Below are 24,308 nucleotides of genomic sequence, written 5' to 3'. Positions count from 1 at the left end.
GTTCGTTTGTGGACTCTTCAAGAATCCCCCGGCTTTTAGCCGTGGGGAGTATCAAGACCTCTCCAGCGCCCTTGATGTAGAGACTGAACAAGCATTGTGGTCACGCATATTCGCGGCACGAAGTCAAGAGGGCTTCTCGGATGTAGCCGCGCAGGATTGGACACCGACGTGCCTTGTTGTTTCTCACCGCCCTTGGGTTTTGCGCCGCGCTGACCAAATTATCGTTCTTAACAAAGGCAGAGTAAAAGCACAAGGCAAGTTCGATGATTTGCGCGAAATTTTTGTTGAAATGCAGCCGTCTTGATAAGGGATTTCCAAGAAATAAATTATCCATATTTAGGGTGGGCAGGAAAGCCCGCCCTAAATATGGGACGGGTGGGGACACCCATCCCACAAGAAAATTTAGGATGTTTTTTTATTTGGAAGTCCCTAAAACCAGTAGTTGAAAGGTTTTGTACCAGCAACACTTACCTGAACTTTTCCTGAACTTTCCAGAATTGATCTGTATCGACCATAATCAGTTAATCTTAGAAATTGAAATCAGAGTAAATTCAATTTACAAAGACACCAAAGGAGCTAGTTATGGTTAGCCAAAAAACAATAGAGATAGTTAAGTCTACAGCCCCTATTTTAAAAAACTCTGGAAAACAAATTACAACTCGAATGTATGAAATCATGTTTGATAACCATCCCGAGGTGAAAGCAAAGTTTGATATGTCTGCTCAAGCAGATGGTTCTCAACCTATAAAATTGGCAACAGCAGTTTATAGTTATGCCTCTCAAATTGAGAATTTATCTGCTTTAAAGTCAATGGTTGAAACAATTGCTCTTCGCCATGTGCAGGTTCAAGTCTTACCAGAAGAATATTCTATTGTAGGAGAAAGCCTATTGCAAGCAATGAAGGATGTATTGGGGCAAACAGCTACTGAAGAAGTGATGGCAGCTTGGACAGAGGCTTATCAGGCATTATCTGAAGTCTTTGTGAAAAGAGAACATCAGATTTATAAAGAACAGGCGCTTATTTAGCTGTAGTAGCTTGCAAACAAGAACACTTTGACCGAAATCAGTGATCAGTACACAGTGAATAGTAAACAATGAACAATGAACAGGTGGTTGTTTAGCGATAACTGATAACTGATAACTGATAACTGTTAATGAAAGGCTTAACAACAAACTTCACCCTGCTTTTTCTCTGGGTTCAGGACGGCTTTTTGAGTCATAAGTAATGACACTAATACTTCCATCAGCTTCCATATATGCCCTTTTCACATCAGCAATACACTCTATACCCTGCTGACGCAACTGACTCATCAACTCATCCTTAGTGAGCAGTTCTCGTTGCATATGGCGTTCAATAATTCGACCTTTCTTTACAAGCAGTAGTGGAGGGGGATTTAGAAAGCGTTGAAACCGTGGATATTTATAGCCTAACCAGTTAAGGGAGTAACTCCAGAAAATAACCGTTCCTACTAGAATTGCTCCTTCAGTAATCGATGAGTAGCTACTTGCCATCGCATTTTGGGCGGCTTCAGCAAACAACACAACTACAAGCAAATCAGCAATTCCTAGCGTTCCTACTTGTCGACTAGGCATAAGGCGTAGAACCGAAAACAGTGACAGGTACACTAGCGTTCCGCGCAGAATCAGTTCAACGATGGAAATGCTGGGAACAAATAGCTCTTGCCAATTTATGTAGAACAATTTTTCCATGAGCGCTTTTTTCTCCCTATTTCCTGCCTGCAATTTCATCAAGAAAATCAAAGACAAGAGTTGTAAATTTATCTACAAAAAAAATGCTCCATTCGTGATAGACTCCATCTACAACTATTAATTTGGAATTTTTAATTAGTTGTGAAAACTCCTGTGCCGCCTTCAAAGGAGTTGTCAGATCATTTTTGCCCCACACAAGCAGACAGGGAGATTCTATTTTTGGTAAAATCGGTTTTAAGTCTTTGTCTAATGACATCAATAGAATTTGAAGAGTATGATAAGTTCGGAAGAAAAGATTGTAAGAAAATGCTTGAAAAATCTGAATAATTTGCGGAAACTTTATGTGTGGCGCTTGGGCAGTCATTTCTATTGCTCTTTGCACAAATACCAGTGGTATAGGCTCTACAGGTATTCCTGTACTAGCTACTAATATGAGGCTTTCTACAAAATCCGGCATTAAGGCTGCTATAGTTGCAGCAATTCCTCCTCCTAATGAATGTCCAATGAAATGAACTTTTTTAATGTTAAGGCGCTGCAGAAAAGCACTTATCAAGTCAGCGTAGTCGTTATAATCCCAATTTAATTTCTCACTGCTTGAGGAGTTAAAACCAGGTAACTCTGGCGCTATCACATAATAACGTTTACATAAGACATTTAAGACTTCTTGGTAGGGCTGAATGCCTACACCCCATCCATGTAGAAACAATATTGGCTCAGAGTTGGATGCAATTCCGCCTTCTAAATAGAAAATTTTTTGTTCATTTATATAAACTTGCTTTTGTGTAAATTGATAGTTCATGACGTTTTGGATGGTGAAAACCTTGCAACTAAGCAGCTTGAGAAACTTCCTTTAGTTAAAGTAATGCTTATCTTGCACTTGTTACAAAACTCTACAGACGGATTTATCTACATTGCTTAAGTGATAAATTCTGTACATACAGCAGCGAACGCGCACCTCGCCGTCTGTACAAAAGCTAATGCGCGTTGCTTAAATAAATACACTTAAAAAAGAGCTTATAAGCTCCAAGAACGGGCTTGATCGCTAAAATCACCTTCTATTTTGTCGTAATCTGAGATTGGATCAAACAGATTGTCAGGTGCATTTTCCGATTTCGGCTCTTTTGTATATTGCGAATCAAAGCCGTTACGTTCCATATATGCATCTACTAAACCCGGTGAGATGCGTTGAGCCAACAGAATAATTTTACCTGCATCACCGACAACAACCTCCCGTTTTGGATGTTCAGCAGCCTCAACAATAGCTTTAGCAACTAGGCTAGGCTGATATATGGGAGGCGTTGGCTGAGGTTTCACACCCAACTTAGTACGTGCTTTATTAAACAAAGGCGTGTTGATACCCGCAGGCATAATTTCAGTAACGCTGATGGGAAGTTTTTGATGCATCAGCTCAACGCGTAGAGATTCTAAAAAGCCATCAACACCATGCTTTGACGCAGCATAAGCTGTTTGCAACGGCAGACTGCGCTTTGCCTCCACCGAGGTTACATGAATTAATGCCCCGCGTCCTTCACGCTTAAGATGGGGTAGTGCCGCCATCGCACCGTATACCTGTCCCATCAAGTTAACATCAATGACGCGCTTAAATTCCTCCGGTGTTGTCACCTCAAAGGCGGCGTAGATTTCAATAGCAGCGTTGTGTACCCAGGTGTCGAGTCGTCCATACACCTCGACGGCTTTGTCGGCGATCGCCTTCACTTGATCGAACACCGTCACATCAGCAACTACAGCAGTTGCTTCACCACCCAAACCCCGGATTTCCTCCACTAAAGACTCTAGTCCAGGCTGGCTGCGAGCAGCAACAACCACCTTAGCTCCTCGGCTGGCAAACTGGAGAGCTGCATTACGCCCAATTCCACTCGAAGCCCCAACTAACGCAACAACCTGCTGATTTATCGGCTTCAGTTGCATTGCTTTTACTCCTTCAAAATAACTCTTCTACCAATCAGATAAGTTAAGAGCCACAGCTTCATCAGTCGCAGGGTTTATCAAGAGTTCACCTTTTTGTGTGAAGTTTCACCAAAACAGTTGGCTTTGGGGGGCACAAAGCATTGCTGTGCCGTTACCATGTGGTTTGTAGTTTATGCAATTGAGAAGCGCTGTAAGTGAAAGAAAACCCAACAAGTTTCCCTAAAATTTTTTACTTGGACAGAGAATAGACCGCAGACTTGCAACATTTGTCCAGAAGTCACTAAAGTATCTGAGAATAACGAATCATCATGCTGGGATGGAATAAGTCGGTGAAACCAGATTTAGAAATGAGTCAAGTGTGGAGCGCTTTTCTTGCAAAAGGCATTGCTCATCCTCAAGTTATCGTTGTTGGCGACGCGATCTTGGATTGTTATTTGCAAGGGGAAAGCAAAAGCCGCTTTAAATCACCTGTCCCAATTGTGACAGTCAATGACCGCAAACAAATTCCAGGTGGTGCCGCAGATACCGCTTTCTATTTCAAAAGTCTTGGCAGTCAGGTTATATTCCTCTCAGTTATTGGTGAAGACTGGGAGGGTCACTTACTGCGGCAAACCCTAGAAGAAAGCGGAATAACAACAAGCTATTTGCTCACTCACACAGTTAGGCAAACACTCAGCAGGCAAAGGGTCATGCTAGGGTCGCAATTATTGCTGAGAACTGATTCTGGCAGCACCGATGCCATCGACTCCTGCACAGAACAAGCTCTGATCAATCAACTTAAGAACTGTTTCGCGCAGTGTCAGGCTGTTATTGTCTGCGATTATGGTTATGGAATTGTGACACAAAGGCTCAATGATACTTTAGCACAACTTCAGCACAGCTTTCCCCATGTTCTTATTATTTATGAAAAGAGGACAACGGAAGTAGGAGAAGAAAATTCTGACTTTTCAACGGTTGTGGAAAACCTCTCTCCAAACCTCTCTCCTGCAAGGAGAGAAGCTTTAAATTTCTCCCCCGAACCTCATAGCGAAGGCGGGTGGGGGGTTAGGTCACGCTTTTGTATTCCATATGAGGTGAAAAGTCAAGAAGAAAATTCTCCCTCATCCCTCTCATCTCTCTCATTCCCCACCTCCAACAAACACATTCCCAACAGCGATCAACTCCTCGCCCTTGTCAACTCTTATAGCATGGCAGGACGTAAAATTGTCTTCACCAATGGCTGTTTTGATATACTCCACGCAGGACACGTTTCCTATCTCCAACGCGCTAAGGCATTAGGCGATATTCTCATTATTGGTGTTAACTCCGACGACAGCATTCGCCGTCTTAAAGGACCAACTCGCCCGATAAACGCTTTGGAAGACCGCATTCAGGTTCTCGCCGCACTTGATTGTGTTGACTATCTCATTGCTTTTGAGGAAGATAGCCCCAGCAACCTCATTCGCAAGCTTTGCCCCGATATCTACGTCAAAGGTGGTGACTACACCAAAGAAACTCTGCCAGAAACACCCGTGGTAGAAGAATACGGCGGGGTGATTGAATTTTTGCCATTTGTAGAAAATCGTTCAACAACTAAGATCATTAAGCGGATTTTGCAAGGTAAAAATTAAGTAGGGCGAGGGCGATCGCATGATTGCGCTGCGAGACGCGCGATCGCTTGCGTTCATGTCATGCTGAGCGTAACGGTAGTGAAGCATCTCGCGAGATTCTTCCCTTCGGTCAGAATGACATGTTTGAACGCAACTTGGTATCAGGCTTGGTACTGAGTGTCATATTTTTATCAATTTTTCTTGGTGCAAGATGTGAGCGCCTAACTAGCCGCGAAAATCGCCGCTAGCAACTTTTGAAAGATGCACCTGCATTCTTCACTTTCTAAAAGCCTTGCTATGTAAGCGTTATAAAATGTGCATCTTAGGAGTTAGGGCATAACAATATTCAAAATACAGTTTAGTACACCAAACTGAATCCCAAAAGGTTTGAGAAATTTCAATATTATTAGTTAGTCCAACATGTTGGACTAACTTATTTACCAAACGAACGCACAGTGGTAACTACAGCCAAGTTTCAGCCATAATACAAATATTCGGTTTTTAGTATAGGTTATAACCAATGGCTAAGTGTTGGATTTGTGGGTTGCCTGCAAATAGCGCAGAACATAGAACTAAAAAAAGTGATTTAGTTACTCTATACGGTCCTGGCCCCTATAAAGGGAATAATGCCCTACTTCTTATAAAATCAGGAGAGAAGATTCCTATTCAAGGACCTAATTCCAAATATGTAAAGTATGATAAGATTCTTTGCTATAAATGTAACAATCAATTTACTCAGCCTTTTGACAAAGCGTATGAGAATTTTATAAGTTACATACGTGACAATAAAACTTTGATTTTAAATAAGAGATTTATAGATTTCCAAGACGTATATGGTGACGAATTTGAAGTTTGTCAGCGTAATTTATTTAAATATTTTGTGAAAAGCTTTTGTTGCAGATTGATTGATGCAAATTATCCTGTTCCAAAAGACCTCAAGGTTCTTTTATTTAGAAAGTCATTTTTAACTCGTTTAAGAATAAACTTTTCAATCAATGATGACCCACCCGTACTACGAGACCTCGTTGTAGGGAAAGGTAATTTATGGGCAAGACCGCAAAAAAATCCACCTCCAGACTCCAGGTGGAGCAAAGCTTTTGAGTGGAGAAAAGCTATAACAAGACCGCCAATATATGAGTGGAGCGAATTTTTTGAGTGGATAACTGTTTGGTACTGGTATAATAGGGTACCAGATGGCAGGTTGGGATCAGTTTGGATTGCTAATTCACAGTTTATTTACTGTGGTAGTCATACCGTACTTTCTATAGAAGAACGTGAAAAATTAATAGAAAAATCCAACATTGACGTTTCTGAATGAGCATTTAAATATTTGCAATCAAACAACAAAAACCCCTAATTAAAAAGGGCTTTTGTTATGAAAATTAAACTGCTTAATTCCAAAACGTGTACTGCGATATGCATACAGTCTTTAACAATGTATACATGAAAACCTAACTTGCACAAAATACGTGTAAAGAACACCGCTTTTCTGTTCACGAGAAACAAATGGTTTTCATGGACAGGCATCGCTGAATGACAGCATTTTTCTTTAAGATTTTTGTAGCCAAGCTTTTTATGAGGGGGTAGTCTTCTCTTAAAGCTAGGTTGTTCGCCACACGCGGGAAATGTAGTAATTGTCGTGCGATCGCCTGATAAAAATTTTCTTCACGATGACACTGCACATTCTGAAGCGACAGGTAAATCACCACATAGCGGTTAGGATCGCTGACTCGTTGCTCCCATGTCAGGAAAAAGTGATACAGTAACGATGATTTCCCGATGCGCTTTTCACCAACAAGATTAATGCTTGTTGGCTGTACACCACTCATGCGAGAGGCGATCGCCCGTAATTCATGCTTACGACCCACAAATAGTTTAGAGTCTTCAATCATTCCCGCAGCCACAAAAGGGTTGGAAGGAAGCGATCCGGAAGTCATGTAAAGATTTTGTGCCAGTGCTGGCGCTGTACGTGGAATTAATTACTTAAAACGATACTACCAGTCCAAAAATAGCTTTGCGATCTGAGTCACTATGAGATGAGTTTGAAATTATGGATTTTTCCTGCTCTTATAATTCTCGCTCTACCCCACCCCAGTTTTGTCTGACGCCAAAACTGCCCCTCCCCTTATCAAGGGGAGGGGATTAAGGGGTGGGGTTAAATCAACGTGGAATAAAAGTTTCAACGTTCAGTTGACACGTATCCAGCATGCTGTGCCCCTACAAACGACTGGTATTGCACCCAATTGAAAATGGCAATAATTCAAACAAACAATCTAAAAATAATCTAAAAAAAAATCATGGTTTAATGCCAAACAATTTTTGAAAATGAAGAATGAATTTTCCACAGCATTTCTTCTAGCAAGAGCAAGCCAAGCAATGTAAACAGTTGGCTTGCCCCTTTCTTAATGAGATAAATATAACAATCTATAGCAACAGCTTTTCACCTATGGACACTATCAAATACACGCTTAGCGAAAACCAAATGCCCACAGCTTGGTACAACATCCAAGCTGATTTGCCCAAGCCCATGCCACCAGTGCTGCACCCGGCTACATATCAGCCAATTACAGCAAAAGACTTAGAACCTCTTTTTCCACAGGAACTCATTTCGCAAGAGGTCAGCACAGAACCCTGGATTGAAATTCCTGAGGAAGTCCAATCAATTTACCGTCAGTGGCGACCAACTCCACTGTACCGCGCCCGACGGCTGGAAAAAGCCCTTGATACCCCTGCCAAGATTTACTACAAATATGAAGGTGTCAGTCCTGCGGGTAGCCACAAACCTAATACAGCTATCCCACAAGCATACTACAACAAGCAAGCAGGTGTAAAGCGCCTAACTACCGAAACAGGTGCAGGGCAATGGGGTTCTTCGCTGGCGGTTGCTGGTGCTTTTTTTGGCTTAGAAGTTGTCGTTTACATGGTGAAAGTCAGCTATCGGCAAAAGCCATACCGTCGCGCTTTTATGGAATCTTTTGGTGCGCGGGTAATCGCAAGCCCCAGTGATGAAACTGAAGCAGGGCGTAAGATTCTTCAAGAAAACCCTGATAGCACTGGCAGTTTGGGCATTGCTATCAGTGAAGCGGTGGAAGTGGCAGTTCAAGATGACCAAACCAAATATGCTTTAGGTAGTGTGTTGAATCATGTGCTGCATCATCAAACTATCATTGGTCAAGAAGCGCAGACACAACTGGAACAAGCAGGTGACTATCCAGATATTATTGTCGGCTGTACAGGTGGCGGTAGTAACTTTGCTGGTATTGCCTTTCCCTTCATGGGTGCAAGGCTGCGCGGTGAGCAAAGTGATATCAAATTTGTGGCAGTTGAACCAGCTGCTTGCCCAACATTAACTAAGGGCAAATATACATATGACTTTGGTGACACTGCACATCTCACGCCTCTTGTCAAGATGCACACTCTGGGCAGTTCCTTTGTCCCCCAAGGCTTCCATGCAGGCGGGTTACGGTATCATGGCATGGCTCCTCTGCTGAGTCATGTTGTCGAGTTAGGTTTGATTGAAACAAGAGCTTTCACACAACTTGACTGTTTTGCGGCTGGTCTGACCTTTGCGCGTGCAGAAGGGATTTTACCTGCTCCTGAAGCCAACCATGCAGTGAAGGGAGCAATTGATGAGGCACTGCGCTGCAAGGAAGAAGGAGTAAGCAAAACCATTCTCTTCAACCTGTGTGGTCACGGTCACTTTGATATGCAGGCGTACATGGATTATGAGGCTGGATTGTTACGCGATACTGAGTACAGAGTCGAAGAGATAGCAATGGCGCTCTCTGGCTTACCTGTGATTAGTTGAAATATACCAGGATTTACGCAGAAAATGTCTGAAATAACAAACGTTTTTTAGGGTGAATTCATGAATTGCCCCTACAAAACGTTTGTTTTGCGTAAGTCCCATATACTCATCAAAAAACTGCAAGATGTTAAAACTCAAAAGGACAATGGCAGCGACTGCTATAGGAGTCGCATTACTGATTGCATTGGTGGCGGAACGTGCTTCTGCCTATCAGCTTTTTACTGATCGTGATACTTGGAACAGTGCGATCGCAGGAAAATCAATTCTTACCGAAGACTTTAACTCAGCCCCAAACGGGCTTGTAGAAACGGACAGGATTTTTCCAAGTGGACTGAAATTTGTAGACTCTGGATTCTTAGGTGGTGCAGAGGTGTCTCAAGGCGCTTTGCGTGTAGGTTTAGCTTTCCCTGGGAGTGTTGAAGAGTTCACCTTCCCTACTCCTATAGAGGGATTTGGTTTTGACTTTGGGAATTTAGTGACTGGAGATTACGCTGATAAATTGTTTAGCGTTAGGGGTGTTTTTGGTTCCTCTGGTGTTTTACCAAAAAATGGTTTTTTTGGAGTCGTTGCTGACGCTGGTGATTCATTAATAGGAAGTTTTCAGACTTTAGGTAGAGGCGAAATCGGCTCTTTATCTATTGATAATGTCAGTCTCACCCGTTCGGTTCCAGAACCAGGTAACGCTGTAGCAATAAGTGTTTTAGGTCTAGGCTTGCTGCTAGTAAAAAATAAAACAAAAGAGCGAAAATACTAACAGCTATTACTGGGGAAGTATTAATTAGACTACCTTGAAAAGATATCGTAATACTAGTTTATTGTGACGACATCAGGTATAAAATCAGGGAGAAGTTTTTACTTTAATGTTGAAGAGGAGTGACCATGAATATGAGTAAACTTGTTAGATCCATCGCAGTCTCCCTCATTTTTGGTGTGGCAAGTGCCATACCTGTTGCTAGCTTTCCATCACTAGTCCAAGCACAAACGACTAAACCCACTACGACGGCGTCCCCATCTGGCACTACAGGGACAACCAAAAAACCAACCACAGGTAAAAAGAAACCTACTAATAAACCTGCTACTGGCGCAGGCAGCTCTGGTTCAGGCACAGGCACAGGCACAGGTTCTGGCTCTGGCTCGTCTACATCCCCAGGCACAGGCACAGGTTCTGGCTCTGGCTCGTCTACATCCCCAGGCACAGGCACAGGTTCTGGCTCTGGCTCGTCTACATCCCCAGGCACAGGCACAGGTTCTGGCTCTGGCTCGTCTACATCCCCAGGCACAGGCACAGGTTCTGGCTCTGGCTCGTCTACATCCCCAGGCACAGGCACAGGTTCTGGCTCTGGCACAGGAACTGGCACAGGCACATCTGGTTCTGGAACTGGCACAGGGACAGGCACAGGAACTGGCACAGGAACTGGCACAGGTGCATCACCGACACCGACAGCTTCACCTAGGCGATAAAACAAAGCTTGGGTAAAAACTCAAGTAAGCGATGCTCCAGAGGAGCCGCCCCTTGGGCGATTGCCCTCGTGCTTCCCACTGCGCTCAGCGCGATCGCCCTTCAATACTGATACAAAAGCCCCTTGTGCCTTACGCCTTGGGGCTTTGTCATTGGTTGTTAGTTTAACGGATTCGCGGAAGTCCCCACCCTCCACGAAGTAGGGTGGTTGAGGAGTCTCCAATCTCCGGGCTTGGTAATCTATCAATCCAGTCCTCAACTAATTGAGTCATCGTCTTTTCCTTACTAGCTGCATATAACCTAAGCTTATTGAGACGACGTTCGGATATACGCAAATTCAATCCTTTTTTATTCATAACTATCTACACAATATCTACATAAATGATAGTATATAGATGGTTGCTAACCCGCCCGACTGTATGGAACATAAAGGCTAACTTCAAAGTAGCGGTACGACGCTTGCCGAAGAAACATCAGAGAATGCGCGGAGCGCACGCTACGCGAACGGGGAAAGAACATGACCACTGGTTCGCAAAGGTTACGTCCTGCGGTAAAAGATAAGCCAAGCCATGTTGTACGTAAAGTTATACACCTGCGGGAGGCGGGTGTCTGCCTGTGGACGCGGAGTAAGACCAAATCAGACACGGGTTTGAGGAGGCGTCGGCGGATGAGACGGGAAACCTCGCGCGACGAATAAGACCGTCCTTGTACTTAGTTGTTGTTGGAAGCCCCAACTTCAGCCGAAGGCAAGTTGGGGTACTTCACGCTATTATCACAGGAATATTCTCTCAATTTCTATGCAAGAATCGGGCTACATCCTGGCATTAGATTTGGGTACAACAGGCAACCGTGCCTTTGTGTTTAACGCAGACGGCAAGATTGTTGCTCAGGCATATAAAGAACTGACACAATACTACCCTCAGCCTGGATGGGTAGAGCATGACCCTATGGAAATCTGGCAGGCGACTTGCTGGGTTATGCAAACTGCAATTCAAAATGCCCAAATTGCCCCAGGTGAAATTGTTGCGATCGGGCTAACGGTGCAGCGCGAAACTTGCTTGATTTGGGATAAAACCAGTGGGCTACCCCTCCATCGGGCGATTGTATGGCAAGATCGCCGCACTGCTCCCCTTTGCCATCAGTTGCAACAAGAATATGCTCAGGAGATTTACGATCGCACTGGGTTAATCATCGATGCCTACTTTTCAGCCACAAAGTTGTCATGCCTCTTAGAGCATTTTGCAGGCGTTGACCTCAAAAACGTCTTAGCTGGGACAATTGATACTTGGGTGCTGTGGAATCTAACGGGTGGGAAAGTTCATGCCACTGATCACAGCAACGCCAGCCGTACAATGCTGATGAATCTCGCAACCTGTGAGTGGGATGAGGCACTGTTAAATCTGTTTAAGATTCCTGCTCATATCCTGCCGCATATTCAGCCCAGTTTGGGAACATTTGGAGTGACTGATGCGAGCTTATTGGGGGTTGAGATTCCCATCACTGCCATTTTAGGAGACCAACAGGCTGCTTTGTTTGGACATGGCTGCAATGAGCCAGGTTTAATGAAATGCACCTACGGCACAGGAAGCTTTTTGGTGGCTCACACTGGTTCTGAAATCGTGCGTTCCCAGCATCAACTCTTAAGTACCCTGGCATGGACTCAAGCAAATAGCGATGGTACTTTGGATGTGGGATATGCATTAGAAGGCAGCATATTTACTAGTGGAGCGTGCATCCAGTGGTTACGTGATGGCATCAAGCTGATAGCAACTGCTGCCGAAACTGAGGCGATCGCAAATCGAGTTGCAGATAATGGTGGGGTTTACTTTGTGCCTGCATTTAGTGGACTGGGCGCACCTCATTGGGATATGACTGCTAGGGGAGCCTTTTTCGGCATTACCGCAATGGTACAACGCGAGCATTTGGTACGCGCCGTACTCGAGGCAGTGGCTTACCAAGTTCAAGAAGTCGTGCAGGCAATTAACGCATCCAACAGTATTTCCATTGAACGGCTTAGCGTGGACGGTGGTGCTTGCGAGAACAACTTCCTCATGCAGTTCCAAGCAGATGTATTGGGAATTCCAGTTGAACGTCCTGTGATGCGCGAGATGACTGTGCAAGGTATCGCATTTGCCGCAGGGCTGGCGGCAGGATTTTGGGATAGCTATGCGGCACTAGTGCGCCAACGACAGATTGACCGCGTCTTTGAGCCTAGTGTGCGAAGAAATCGCGCTTTGGAATTCGCGACTTGGCAAAAGGCAGTAGAACGGGCTAAGCACTGGGCTGATTAACAGTTATCAGTTATCAGTTATCAGTTAACAGTTATCAGTCATCAGTTATCAGTTAACAGTTATCAGTGAGTCACTGCGGCTGGTACTGTTCACTGCTTTCATCTGCTAGTCCTCGGCTTGAGACTGCAAATTTCTCAGGACTTTTTTTATTTTTTGTTTAACTCCCCAGGCTGGATTCGAACCAGCGACCAATCGATTAACAGTCGATCGCTCTACCACTGAGCTACTGAGGAACGCTCCGATTACTTATATTAAGGCTAAGACTAGGATATGGCAAGTACTTTTGGAAAAAATTTTGCAATTTTTTTTTTGGAGACGCGAAACACTAATATTTGCAAGCCTTTGCGGTTCACACTTCCTCGATAGCGATCATGAGGAAACTGCAAACAAACTTTTCAACGCTGTCACAGAAACGTTCTACTGGGGACTTCACTACTCAAAATTCAGCACTATTTAAATCCCATCCGCAATTCAGCTAAACGCTGACGTGCCTTAGCGTCGATAGAATTAGCTAAAAACCTTGTGTTGGATTGTTTTCCTGATTTATATTTTTGCCGCGCCCGACAAACGCTTGCTTGTACCTCATAACATAGTTGGCGTGCTGACATCCATTCAGCCCCGTAACCCTGTACCATCAACTGCTGCGGTCGATCTGAGGTGGCAACAATCATGCGAGAAATAAGAGATTGGGCGATTGTTGAGCGTAAAGATGCACAGACTTTTTCAATGTAAGTGTCTGCTGTCTGCCCGAAGTCTGTAAAATGGACTGATAAAAGCTCAGTAATAATTTCTCTGTTGCTACAGGTGTTTTGATATTGGGCATCAAACACAATTTGAGTGTCATAACCCGCAAAAGCGCTGTAGCTGGTTAAAGCTTCAATCAGTTCGCAACGTGCTGCCTCTAATCCGGCAGTATCACGGGTTTTTTTCAAGCAAGACCAAGCGCCGATGATGTTGTAGCCGTCCACAAGCAAAACGGCTTGAGGTGAGAAACGGGACATGATGTTGAATCACAATTTTCTAAAGTTAACAAAATTCATTCATAAGATTTATAGTAATTCAATCATTCCTTGTAACACTATGTTACAAAAAAAATGCATATAAGGGCTGTAGGCAAGAAGCCAAAAACAACAAGCTCATCAAAAAGTCACCTGCAGGAAGGTAACCCTCTTGCAGGTGACTGGCTCTCAAAAGTCAAAAGAATTTTTTTAACTTTTAACTTTTAACTTTTAACTTTTAACTTTTGACCTTTTTTGACCTACACCCCTAAGTTTGGTGAAGTTTCGTCGTGCAATTCCATCAGACGTCGTTTGAGGCGCTGCGGTTCACCCCGATCCACTAAAGAACCCCTTTCTAGTAGTAAAGCGCCGTCACAGTAATTCAACTCGTCTAAGCGATGGGTTACCCAGAGGGCTGTAATACCCCGGCTTTTGACTAGGCGGCGGACAGCAGCTACTAATTCCAATTGGCTATCTGGATCGAGTAAAGCAGTGGGTTCATCTAACAATAAGACTTCACAGCGACGGGCTAAAGCGCCAGCGATCGCCACCCGTTGTTTCTGTCCACCACTCAAAGCGTAGATCGGACGTTTTTGCAGTGATAGTAAATTTACCGCCCCTAGCGCCTCCTCAACGCGATCTCTGACAGCAGCTGGTGGCAGTTTTTCCTCCACTAGCCCAAAAGCCACATCAGCACCAACTGTTGGCATCACCAGTTGATGGTCAGGATTTTGGAAGACAAAGCCCACAGGATGCAAAAGTCCAATTTCACCAGACTGGGGAGTTAATAGCCCCGCCAGCAGTCTGAGTAACGTGGATTTGCCGCTGCCGTTTGTACCCAAGAGCATCCAAAATTCACCCCTGGGGACTTCTAGAGAGCAAGACTTTATAACATTCTCTCCCGACGACCAGCTAAAGTTTAAATCCTTGACCTCAATGCCTAGTTCCGCCATGAGTACACTACCAGATGGTTACTCAGCACCTATAGCGAAGAAACCAGGTGGTCTGCCAGTTCCAGCGGCCGAACCATCTTTCTGAGTCAGCTGCACCCCAGAAATTTCACTGGCGCGTACGGCAACTTTTTTCTCTGTCTTGCCTTCGCTCTCTAATTCCACAATATCAGGGTTGCCAGAGCGGATTGCTGTCAAAATGCGCTGATAAATCTCCTGGGCATCCTCAGCTGACTTACGTTCTATGGATATAGGGAAAGCTGTGTTTCTTAGGGTTAAGTCGATGGTAAACATTTAGCCTTAATCAAATTTAACTGTAGAACTCATTTTAATGTTAGCTCGCAAGTCTAAGTTGGAAGTAGCAGAGGCAGTGCGTTGCTCCCGCCAGCACCTGTTTAAAGTAGCGTCGCAACAAGTGCCCATAGATAGACAAGCAGGCAACCCGGATTAGTTCCCTAAAAACGTACATTTAGACGTATTTATATATATTTTGTTAAAGAAATTAAAAATACACTGGAAAAATTACAGAATCTTACCTAGAATATATTAGAGTCGGTAAATAATTGTAAACTGGATTGACAACCCAGTTAACTTTCTGTTTTAAGCAGGCAGTCAAATGTCAGTCTTAGAATAGAGAAACCGGAAACCTGTAATTATAAAAGTTTGGAGATTTGTTGTAATGACCATCGCAGTTGGACGCGCCCCTAGTAGCAGAGGGTGGTTTGACGTATTAGACGACTGGTTAAAGCGTGACCGTTTCGTGTTCGTAGGTTGGTCAGGAATATTACTATTCCCCTGCGCCTTTCTAGCACTTGGCGGTTGGTTGACCGGTACGACGTTTGTGACAAGCTGGTATACGCACGGCTTAGCCTCATCGTATCTGGAAGGCTGTAACTTCCTAACAGTAGCTGTATCAACACCAGCAGACAGCATGGGACACTCACTGTTGCTGTTGTGGGGACCAGAAGCACAAGGGGACTTTACCCGTTGGTGCCAATTAGGTGGGTTGTGGACATTCGTGGCGCTGCACGGAGCATTTGGTCTGATTGGCTTCATGCTGCGGCAGTTTGAAATCGCACGTTTGGTAGGGATTCGTCCTTACAACGCCATCGCATTTTCTGCACCAATTGCGGTATTCGTCAGCGTCTTCTTGATGTACCCCTTGGGACAGTCTTCCTGGTTCTTCGCCCCCAGCTTTGGAGTGGCAGCAATTTTCCGCTTCCTGTTGTTCTTGCAAGGGTTCCACAACTGGACACTCAACCCCTTCCACATGATGGGAGTAGCGGGTGTACTTGGTGGAGCGCTGCTGTGTGCCATCCACGGTGCAACAGTAGAAAACACCTTGTTTGAAGACGGCGATGCAGCCAACACCTTCCGCGCCTTCAACCCCACCCAAGCCGAAGAAACCTACTCAATGGTGACGGCAAACCGTTTCTGGTCACAGATCTTCGGTATTGCCTTCTCCAACAAGCGCTGGTTACACTTCTTCATGTTGTTTGTGCCAGTCACAGGCTTGTGGATGAGTGCAGTTGGTATTGTCGGTTTGGCACTCAACCTGCGGGCATATGACTTCGTGTCGCAAGAATTACGTGCGGCAGAAGACCCAGAGTTTGAAACCTTCTATACCAAGAACATTTTGTTGAACGAGGGTATCCGCGCTTGGATGGCTCCTCAAGATCAGCCTCACGAAAAATTTGTATTCCCCGAGGAAGTTCTGCCTCGCGGTAACGCTTTGTAATAGTCTTCCTATTCCTAGCGTTTCATAGCTAAGTTTTCCCCGCCGAATGGCGGGGTTTTTTTGTCATCGAGTCGCGCCAAGGAGACCCCAGCAAGATAGACGCCCCTGTTGGGGTCTCCTCGGCGCGCTGTTGTTTAGGGATTGTGTACCGTAGGATTGGGGCTTACTCCCAAATCCCAATTCCTTATCCCAATCCCTGTAATAGCGCGCTTTGCAACCTCGCGCCACAATTGCACGAGCGTCCCTAATCCCTAGACCCTAGTCCTCAGTCGCCAGTCCCCATGAATTGTTCTTGTACTAATGACAAATCATTAATATGTGTTATATTGAGTAAAGGTGAATAACCCAGAGCTAAAAACTCTGCCTTTTTGAGACTAAGACCGTTTAGGCAACAAGGAGGTGATGCCCATGATAGAAAGTAGTAAATGCATGGGTCATCAGGTTGCAGTTAGCCGGCTGTGCGCCGGGGCTGTTCTCTAGAAGCTAGCCTTAGTCTTTTAGTAAGACTAAGTTAGACTAAGTGGCTAGGCGAGCTCGGAGTTCCTTCCGGCAGTCTGGTTGCAACCTGAAGACCCGCTAGACCGCTCTTACTTAGATCAACTGATCTGAGTAAGAGCGGATAGTTTTATCTAAGGAAGGTCTTCTTAAGAAGAACACAGAATATCCGCACAAATAAATATGTTTCATCTCGTAGAGTAATATTTCTTTTCTTCTCCATCAATTTCGGGGCTTGGAACCAAGGTTCTCCATTCAGTTGTACAGAATACACAATCTTCGCATGATTCCGATTTTTTGATTCTGAATTCTGACAAATCGGTTCTGTGTTCTCTGTGGGTCAAGATTTTGCAAGCAGTGTTCTTGGGTGTCTTGAGATTGTGTTAGTCTCAGCAGTTGACTCCTCACTTATGCCCACGAAAATTCATCAGTTCTTTGAAAGATACTGTGCTGCGTTTGACTCCTTAGGGAAAAAAGCTATCACAATAGATCTCTTGCATAAATATTATTTTGTCTTGCGCGTAGACAAAGGAACGGCTTCAAGGCAGAGTAGGCGCAAACACGAGCCAGCCCGAATGACGGCTTTCCCCAACTCACAGCGACTGGCGTCGCAAAGAAGAACACTAAGAACAAGACTTTTGTAAGAAGTCTAATCAAAAGAAATAGCCTGTGTTTGGTTGAAACGATATAAATATTTCATATTTATCTTGCTGGAACATTTATTGAGCAAGTAACGTCAATTAAAATTGTCGCTCTAGGATTGTTGACTTTATACAAAATACAACAGTTACACTCAAAAATTTTGTAACAAAGACGTAGTTAGTACCACGTATGTAGGCATTACCTGCAAAACGCGAGTACGGCGTCTGTGTGATCGGTTAAACAACCTTAAACAATTGAAGGAGTAAATTCCGCGTCCTATTTGCAAGCTAGGGTATTTTAAGAACTGTCAGGAGGAAGAGGAAATAGCAGCACTCAGCCTCTATATTCCACAATGAAGAGGGCATAATGTCAGTGACTACTAGTCCTTTTTCAGTTCAAGATCCTACAAAAGAACAAAGAAATTCAGTTTTTGGGATTTTATGATATGGCGCAGCTACTTACTGAGGCAGAAATTCAAGAAAGGGCAAGCCATCTGCCAGATTGGACACGACAGGGGTCAACGTTGCAGTATAACCGCAAGTTTAAAGACTTTGTCCAGGCTATAGAGTTTGTGAACAAGCTTGTTCAGCCTGCTGAGTCAGCAGGACATCATCCAGATATCGAGATTTCTTACAACAAAGTCAAAATTTTACTTACAACGCATGATGCTGGTGGGTTAACGCAGAAAGACTTTGATTTGGCAGAGGTAATTTCCCAAATCAATTAAGTGATTTGCTTGCATTGCTATTTGCTTCAAAAATTGCATATGTTCATAGCTTTGTAAGTGAAAAAAAGCCCTAGCAGAGGAGGTTTTTGACTACATGTCATCTAGAAATTTATTTCCAGACACTGAGATGAGATGTGTGACAGTTTATAAGGCGATCGCTTCCATCTTGTCATCGACTTTTTCCGACTTATAATTACGAGTAAATACAACTATGTTTTTGCATAAGTTAATTACATGGTTTCTTTACCTAAACTTAATTGGTTGTTAGCTTAGCAAAAACTAAAATAGTGTTGAGGGCTAATATGCCTAATCCACAAGTATCAATAAAAACTCGCAATTTCGAGAAAATTTCGAGAATAGTTGCAGCAAAAAAGTTATCTATAGAAGGTGTGAGGAGAACAGGAAAGATGTCTAATCTCTTGTGGAAATGCTTGATGGTCAGTCCAGCGCTTTTAGGAGCAACATTGTTGGTTCCCACAACAGCGATGGCTGGTCAAAACAACAGCAACAATCAAGTTGTGAAGACAGAAGTTTCACAAATTAACAATAATCAAGAAGCTTCTTCATCAGTATCAGTATCAACAACTTCAAATACAACTGAAGTTACCCCCAAGCCAGAAACATTGGCTCAAGCACAACAAACTGAAGTCAATGTTTTGCAGCAAGTGAGCAGCTACAGCGACGAGGGGAAAAATTCTCAGTCCCAAGTGACATCAGTTTCCCAGTTCTCCGACGTGCAGCCAACAGACTGGGCTTTCCAAGCATTGCAGTCCTTAGTTGAACGCTATGGTTGTATTGCTGGTTATCCCAATGGTACGTACCGTGGTAACCGTGCTTTGACCCGTTATGAATTTGCTGCGGGTTTAAATGCATGTTTAGACCGGGTCAACGAACTGATTGCTACAGCAACAACTGACTTGGTCAGGAAAGAAGACCTGGCTACCTTGCAGCGTTTGCAAGAAGAATTTTCTGCAGAACTGGCAACCCTGCGCGGTCGTGTAGATACATTAGAAGCGCGGACAGCAGAATTGGAAGCTAACCAGTTCTCGACAACGACCAAACTCGTTGGTGAAGCAATCTTCGCTCTCAGTGATGCTTTTGGCGATACAGCAGGCAGTAACAACAATACTGTCTTCCAGAACAGGGTACGTTTAGACTTGCAAACCAGCTTCACAGGTAGAGACGTTCTGCATACCCGTTTGGCTACTGGTAACGCCAGAAGATTGGACCTAGGGACGCCTCAGTTCAATGGAAAAACCTCGGCTGAAGGCTTTCAAACCTTTAACCTTACCGGGGATGCCAGCAACACTAACGATATTGTCCTAGATTGGTTGGCTTACTATGTCCCCGTAGGACCTGCCCAACTTTACATTGCAGCCACTGGTGGTGTTCACAGCGATTATGCTGCTACCAACAACCCCTACTTTGAAGACTATGACGGCGGTAATGGTGCTTTGTCCACCTTCGCTTCGGAAAACCCCATCTATCGGATTGGTGGTGGCGCAGGTGCAGCACTTAACATCCCGTTTGGTAAGGGTGGCGGTATCCTCAAACCAAGTTCGTTAACTTTAGGTTACTTAGGGTCTGAACCGAATGATCCTGGTATCGGTTCAGGTATATTCAACGGTAACTACGCTGCTTTAGGACAGTTGAACTTTAATCTTGGTCAGCGGTTTGCATTAGCAGCCACCTACGTCCACGGATATCACGGTGCAGGTGGTGCTTTATTTGATGCCGGCGGATTCCAAGGGCAAAACGTCCCTGTAGTAGGTACTGCACAAGCCAACGCTCTCAGCACCACCAACGCATCTTCTAGTAACTCCTACGGTGTGTCAGCAGCATTTAGACCGAGTGACAAATTGTCTATTAGTGGCTTCGTTTCTTACCACGACGTCATAGGCTTCGGTAGCAATGATGACTACGAAGCTTGGAGCTACGGAGGTGGAATCGCTTTACCTGACTTTGGAAAGAAAGGTAACGTCTTAGGTCTATTTGCGGGTGCTGAACCCTACGCTCTTGGTAGACAAGGAGCTGGTAGAGATACACCTTTCCATTTTGAAGGCTTCTACAAGTATCAGGTGAGCAATAACGTCTCCATCACTCCTGGTGTTATTTATCTGACGTCTCCTGGTCAGAACAGCGACAACGATGATGCGATTATTGGAACTCTAAGAACAACCTTCACCTTCTAGATGGTTGGCAATTCCTAGAACATTTTGTGATTAAATAAATTGCTCCCCGCTTTACATACAGCGGGGCTTTTTATATTTTTGGGGCTTTACAGCGCTTTCCTGTAAGGTAGGGTACACAGATAAAGCTTCATCTGTTAAATTTAAAAAACCAAAACTAAAACCCCACTGGATAACCGGAGTATACTAGTAAAGAGGATAAGAAAAGTAAAAAATAAAAAATTATTTTGACTTTTAACTTTCTCTGTATCTCCTCTATTTTAAACCCATCACCTATTCTAAAAGCTGCTGTGGAACTATCGTGTAAATCAGAATACGGAATTCTTGCTCTATTAGAGCTAGCAATTCATTACCAAAGCGGGGAACCGCTGCAAATTCGACAGATTGCTGCACAACAAAATATACCAGACCGCTATCTAGAACAGCTGTTGGCGACCTTAAGGCGTGGAGGTCTAGTCAAAAGTCAGCGCGGGTCAAAGGGTGGTTATCTGTTGGCGCGAGAACCCTGGAAAATCACTCTTTTCGAGGTTTTGAGTTGTTTAGAAGGGTTAGATGTGCGCCCCTGTGAAGAAGATGTCAACCCTAAAACTCTAGACAGTGCTGTTGTAGAAGATATTTGGCAAGAGGCAAGACTTGCGGCAAACGCAGTTTTGCAAAAATACACGCTTGCTGATCTGTGTGAAAAACGAGATTCTCGACGACAGCTGGACATAATGTACTACATTTAGTCAATAGTCAATAGTCAATGAGAAAAGAAAGTTGTTAATTTTTATGATTGACTGTTGACTAATGACTAATAACTAATAACTAATGACTAGGAACTAAGGTATGCGAATAGCTCGTGATATTACAGAACTTGTTGGTCGTACTCCTCTGGTGCAACTCAACCGTATCCCTCAAGCGGAAGGTTGTGTCGCACAGATTGTAGTGAAGCTGGAAAGCATGAACCCAGCGGCTTCAGTAAAAGACCGAATTGGCGTGAGCATGATCAACACCGCAGAGGCAGAAGGGTTGATTGCTCCTGGAAAAACGATATTAGTGGAACCTACCTCTGGGAATACCGGAATTGCCCTGGCAATGGTAGCAGCGGCAAAAGGCTATCGATTAATTTTGACAATGCCTGAGACAATGAGCGGTGAACGAAGAGCAATGCTGCGGGCATATGGAGCCGAATTAGAACTCACACCAGGAATTGAAGGTATGAGTGGGGCAATTCGGCGGGCGCAGGAAATTGTTGATAGCACGCACAATGCCTATATGTTACAGCAGTTCCGTAACCCAGCTAATGCAAAAATACACCGAGAAACGACAGCAGAGGAAATCTGGGAAGATACTGACGGACAGGTGGATATGATTGTTGCTGGAATCGGAACGGGTGGTACGATTACAGGTGTAGCCGAAGTCATCAAAGCACGCAAATCAAGTTTTAAGGCGATCGCAGTAGAACCGGCAAATAGCCCAGTTTTAGCTGGAGGAAAACCAGGACCCCACAAAATTCAGGGAATCGGTGCAGGGTTCATTCCCCAAGTGCTAAATGTAAATATGATAGATGAAGTGATTTCTGTTACCGATGAAGAAGCGATCGCCTACGGTCGGCGTTTGGCAAGAGAAGAAGGGCTACTCTCTGGCATTTCCAGTGGAGCTGCTTTGTATGCCGCAATTCGAGTCGCTCAACGCAAAGAAAACGAGGGGCGCTTGATAGTGATGATTCAGCCGAGTTTTGGAGAAAGGTACTTAAGTACACCGTTGTTCCAAGACTTGGAGCCAAGGGTAGCAGTTAGCATCAGCTAACGATAAATTGGAAGAATGGCAGATAAGACGAACCACTACGAAACACTCAAAGTCAATTCCAACGCCAGCCAAGCGGAGATTAAGCAAGCTTATCGTCGCTTGGTCAAGATGTTTCATCCCGACAGCAATCAGGGTACATCAGATCCTGAGCAAATTATCCGCATTAATGCAGCGTATGAGGTCTTGGGCGATGTTCAAAATCGCCAAAATTACGACCAAAGATTGCATCAGCGATCTCAAAAAACGACCAGCGGTAGGCAACAGCGGGCAGCTGCAGCTCAAAAGCAATACCAGGCGACCCGAAAAACAGGAAGGGATGTGGATGAACAAATTGAGCAATGGCTGCACCTGGTTTATCAACCAGTAAATCGCCTACTGTTTAGCATTCTCACTTCCCTAAAGGAGCAAATTGAGAAACTAGCAGCTGATCCCTTTGATGATGTCCTCCTAGAAGAATTTCAGGATTACCTAAACGCCTGTCGAGACGACCTCCGGCAAGCGCAAATCACTTTTCGTTCTCTACCAAATCCCCCTACTTTAGCAAGAGCAGCAGCTCACCTCTACTATTGCCTGAATCAAGTTGGCGATGGGTTAGATCAGTTGGAATATTTCCCTCTCAACTACCACGAGAGTTACTTGCACGCTGGGCAAGAAATGTTCCGCACTGCCACTCATTTGTATCGTGAGGCACAAGAATCTGTGGGTGCGTATGTGTAGGGACTTTCAAATAAAAAAAATGCCAAATTTTCTTGTGGGATGGAGAGAAGTCCGAGGGTCGGTTTCCTCCGAAGCGCGTTAGCTCCTCGCGGAGCGAGGCTCGGAACTTCGGAGTGTCCCCACCCGTCCCAATATTCAGGGCGGGCTAGAAGCCCACCCCACTGCTCACGGGATAATTTATTTCTTGAAAATCCCGTAGTGATGATTAAAACAGTCAATAGTCAACAGATTTAGTTTATGCTGGAAGCAGTGAAAAGTTAAGAAATTTTAAGTTTTGCTCCCAGCTTACTCATGCAATGTATTGTAAATCGCCGCGCTCAGTTTTCAGCAAGTCATCGCTATTGGTTGCCAGAACTGAGCGAAGCAGAAAATATTGAGAAATTTGATGCTTGCTCAAAATTTCCCGGACACGGGCACAATTATGTCTTATTCGTCTCCTTAATTGGGGAATTAGATGAATATGGCATGGTTCTCAACTTGTCCGATGTGAAACACGTTATTAAGCGAGAAGTGACCAGCCAACTGGACTTTTCCTATCTCAACGATGTGTGGTCAGAATTTCAACAAACTCTACCCACCACTGAGAGCATTGCACGGGTGATTTGGCAACGGCTTGCACCCCATTTACCTTTAGTACGCATACAGCTTTTTGAACATCCTCAACTTTGGGCTGATTATTTAGGAAACGGCATGGAAGCATACCTCACTGTCAGCACTCATTTTAGCGCCGCCCATCGGCTAGCTCATCCTCGCCTCAGCAGCGAAGAAAACTTCGAGATTTACGGTAAGTGCGCTCGTCCCAACGGTCACGGACACAATTATCATCTAGAAGTGACTGTAAAAGGCGAAATTGACCCACGCACTGGGATGATTGTTGATTTAGGCGCTTTGAATAAAGTTATAGAAGATTATGTCGTCGAGCCATTCGACCACACCTTCCTCAACAAAGACATCCCGCATTTTGCCGAAGTCGTTCCGACTGCTGAGAATATTGCACTTCACATCAGTCACTTACTGCGATCGCCTATCCAGGAATTGGGAGCCAAGCTCTATAAAGTCAAATTAATCGAAAGCCCTAATAACTCGTGTGAAATTTACTGTACTGAGTCAGATCCTAACTCAGTGAACGCTGCACAGAATGAACCTGTGTTAGTACGCGTGTAGCTGGCTTCAAGTAAATAGCGATTCACATCCGCTCATAAGCATTTGAAAGGGGCGCTCTAGCTAGGCAGGCGGGAGTCCCCACACCATAATTTTTAATTTGGTGTGGCGGTG

General features: G+C 44.4%; 24 protein-coding genes, 1 tRNA gene and 1 pseudogene. 16 read left to right on the top strand and 10 right to left on the bottom strand.

The window, feature by feature from the left end; genetic code table 11:
* Both AACT52_RS03065 and AACT52_RS03060 read left to right on the top strand, forming a co-directional pair.
* Positions 1-304, top strand: a pseudogene (locus AACT52_RS03065) (hypothetical protein); the annotation flags it as partial.
* A 278-nt stretch (positions 305-582) separates the two neighbouring features.
* Positions 583-1,026 carry a globin domain-containing protein gene (locus AACT52_RS03060; RefSeq protein ID WP_073636064.1) on the top strand — a complete coding sequence of 148 codons (444 nt, stop codon included), beginning with the start codon at positions 583-585 and terminating at the stop codon, positions 1,024-1,026.
* Between the two features lie 150 nt (positions 1,027-1,176).
* On the opposite strand, the gene AACT52_RS03055 is transcribed toward AACT52_RS03060, so the two are convergent.
* The 3 genes from AACT52_RS03055 to AACT52_RS03045 all read right to left on the bottom strand — a co-directional run bounded on the left by AACT52_RS03055 (position 1,177) and on the right by AACT52_RS03045 (position 3,639).
* Entirely contained in the window at positions 1,177-1,710 is a 534-nt protein-coding gene (locus AACT52_RS03055) for a DUF421 domain-containing protein (protein WP_073636063.1), read from the bottom strand.
* Positions 1,711-1,726: 16 nt separating this feature from the next.
* Positions 1,727-2,509, bottom strand: a complete 783-nt coding sequence (locus AACT52_RS03050; RefSeq protein WP_073636062.1) for an alpha/beta fold hydrolase — start codon at positions 2,507-2,509, stop codon at positions 1,727-1,729.
* Between the two features lie 215 nt (positions 2,510-2,724).
* A complete protein-coding gene (locus AACT52_RS03045) occupies positions 2,725-3,639 on the bottom strand; it encodes an SDR family oxidoreductase (RefSeq protein ID WP_073636061.1) in 915 nt (304 codons plus the stop codon).
* Between the two features lie 308 nt (positions 3,640-3,947).
* On the opposite strand from AACT52_RS03045, the gene rfaE2 reads away from it, so the two are divergent.
* From rfaE2 to AACT52_RS03030, 3 genes are all read left to right on the top strand, one after another.
* Entirely contained in the window at positions 3,948-5,249 is a 1,302-nt protein-coding gene (rfaE2, locus tag AACT52_RS03040; protein WP_083630793.1) for a D-glycero-beta-D-manno-heptose 1-phosphate adenylyltransferase, read from the top strand.
* Positions 5,250-5,272: 23 nt separating this feature from the next.
* Positions 5,273-5,476 (top strand): hypothetical protein, encoded by a 204-nt coding sequence (locus AACT52_RS03035; protein WP_143172990.1) that lies wholly within the window; start codon positions 5,273-5,275, stop codon positions 5,474-5,476.
* A gap of 272 nt (positions 5,477-5,748) precedes the next feature.
* Entirely contained in the window at positions 5,749-6,546 is a 798-nt protein-coding gene (locus tag AACT52_RS03030; RefSeq protein WP_073636060.1) for a hypothetical protein, read from the top strand.
* Positions 6,547-6,721: 175 nt separating this feature from the next.
* Here the strand turns inward: AACT52_RS03030 and AACT52_RS03025 are convergent, their stop codons facing one another.
* Positions 6,722-7,165, bottom strand: coding sequence for an ATP-binding protein (locus AACT52_RS03025; protein ID WP_083630792.1), 444 nt, complete (start codon positions 7,163-7,165; stop codon positions 6,722-6,724).
* 509 nt (positions 7,166-7,674) lie between these two features.
* On the opposite strand from AACT52_RS03025, the gene AACT52_RS03020 reads away from it, so the two are divergent.
* Positions 7,675-9,036: a TrpB-like pyridoxal phosphate-dependent enzyme gene (locus AACT52_RS03020; protein ID WP_073636059.1), complete on the top strand. Its 1,362-nt coding sequence runs from the start codon at positions 7,675-7,677 to the stop codon at positions 9,034-9,036.
* A gap of 145 nt (positions 9,037-9,181) precedes the next feature.
* Positions 9,182-9,790 (top strand): hypothetical protein, encoded by a 609-nt coding sequence (locus AACT52_RS03015; RefSeq protein ID WP_073636058.1) that lies wholly within the window; start codon positions 9,182-9,184, stop codon positions 9,788-9,790.
* Between the two features lie 103 nt (positions 9,791-9,893).
* On the opposite strand, the gene AACT52_RS03010 is transcribed toward AACT52_RS03015, so the two are convergent.
* Complete coding sequence (locus AACT52_RS03010) at positions 9,894-10,502, bottom strand: hypothetical protein (protein ID WP_073636057.1); 609 nt, start codon at positions 10,500-10,502, stop codon at positions 9,894-9,896.
* Between the two features lie 15 nt (positions 10,503-10,517).
* Entirely contained in the window at positions 10,518-10,742 is a 225-nt protein-coding gene (locus AACT52_RS03005) for a hypothetical protein (RefSeq protein WP_158054991.1), read from the bottom strand.
* Positions 10,743-11,012: 270 nt separating this feature from the next.
* On the opposite strand from AACT52_RS03005, the gene AACT52_RS02995 reads away from it, so the two are divergent.
* Positions 11,013-11,192 (top strand): hypothetical protein, encoded by a 180-nt coding sequence (locus AACT52_RS02995; protein WP_143172989.1) that lies wholly within the window; start codon positions 11,013-11,015, stop codon positions 11,190-11,192.
* A gap of 100 nt (positions 11,193-11,292) precedes the next feature.
* Positions 11,293-12,786 (top strand): glycerol kinase GlpK, encoded by a 1,494-nt coding sequence (glpK, locus tag AACT52_RS02990; RefSeq protein ID WP_073636055.1) that lies wholly within the window; start codon positions 11,293-11,295, stop codon positions 12,784-12,786.
* 161 nt (positions 12,787-12,947) lie between these two features.
* Here the strand turns inward: glpK and AACT52_RS02985 are convergent.
* From AACT52_RS02985 to AACT52_RS02970, 4 genes are all read right to left on the bottom strand, one after another.
* A tRNA-Asn gene (locus AACT52_RS02985) sits at positions 12,948-13,019 on the bottom strand.
* Between the two features lie 216 nt (positions 13,020-13,235).
* Complete coding sequence (locus tag AACT52_RS02980) at positions 13,236-13,787, bottom strand: NYN domain-containing protein (protein ID WP_073636054.1); 552 nt, start codon at positions 13,785-13,787, stop codon at positions 13,236-13,238.
* A 257-nt stretch (positions 13,788-14,044) separates the two neighbouring features.
* Entirely contained in the window at positions 14,045-14,737 is a 693-nt protein-coding gene (locus AACT52_RS02975; RefSeq protein WP_073636053.1) for an ABC transporter ATP-binding protein, read from the bottom strand.
* 18 nt (positions 14,738-14,755) lie between these two features.
* Positions 14,756-15,028, bottom strand: a complete 273-nt coding sequence (locus tag AACT52_RS02970; RefSeq protein ID WP_073636052.1) for a hypothetical protein — start codon at positions 15,026-15,028, stop codon at positions 14,756-14,758.
* Positions 15,029-15,413: 385 nt separating this feature from the next.
* On the opposite strand from AACT52_RS02970, the gene psbD reads away from it, so the two are divergent.
* From psbD to AACT52_RS02935, 7 genes are all read left to right on the top strand, one after another.
* Entirely contained in the window at positions 15,414-16,472 is a 1,059-nt protein-coding gene (gene psbD / locus AACT52_RS02965; protein ID WP_073626490.1) for a photosystem II D2 protein (photosystem q(a) protein), read from the top strand.
* Positions 16,473-18,054: 1,582 nt separating this feature from the next.
* Positions 18,055-18,336 carry a 4a-hydroxytetrahydrobiopterin dehydratase gene (locus tag AACT52_RS02960; protein WP_073636051.1) on the top strand — a complete coding sequence of 94 codons (282 nt, stop codon included), beginning with the start codon at positions 18,055-18,057 and terminating at the stop codon, positions 18,334-18,336.
* A 407-nt stretch (positions 18,337-18,743) separates the two neighbouring features.
* Complete coding sequence (locus AACT52_RS02955; RefSeq protein WP_073636050.1) at positions 18,744-20,528, top strand: iron uptake porin; 1,785 nt, start codon at positions 18,744-18,746, stop codon at positions 20,526-20,528.
* A 287-nt stretch (positions 20,529-20,815) separates the two neighbouring features.
* A complete protein-coding gene (locus AACT52_RS02950; protein ID WP_073636065.1) occupies positions 20,816-21,253 on the top strand; it encodes an RrF2 family transcriptional regulator in 438 nt (145 codons plus the stop codon).
* 100 nt (positions 21,254-21,353) lie between these two features.
* Positions 21,354-22,316 carry a cysteine synthase A gene (gene cysK / locus AACT52_RS02945; protein WP_073636049.1) on the top strand — a complete coding sequence of 321 codons (963 nt, stop codon included), beginning with the start codon at positions 21,354-21,356 and terminating at the stop codon, positions 22,314-22,316.
* Positions 22,317-22,331: 15 nt separating this feature from the next.
* The gene (locus AACT52_RS02940; protein WP_073636048.1) at positions 22,332-23,033 is read left to right on the top strand and encodes a J domain-containing protein; all 702 of its coding nucleotides are present in this window, start codon (positions 22,332-22,334) and stop codon (positions 23,031-23,033) included.
* Between the two features lie 291 nt (positions 23,034-23,324).
* Positions 23,325-24,197, top strand: a complete 873-nt coding sequence (locus AACT52_RS02935; protein WP_073636047.1) for a 6-carboxytetrahydropterin synthase — start codon at positions 23,325-23,327, stop codon at positions 24,195-24,197.
* Positions 24,198-24,308: the final 111 nt, after the last annotated feature.

Origin of the sequence: Scytonema sp. HK-05, assembly GCF_963872035.1 — a bacterium.
Lineage (GTDB): Bacteria > Cyanobacteriota > Cyanobacteriia > Cyanobacteriales > Nostocaceae > Kalymmatonema.
Note: the sequence above shows the minus strand (reverse complement) of the source record. Positions and strands in the feature narration are given on the sequence as shown.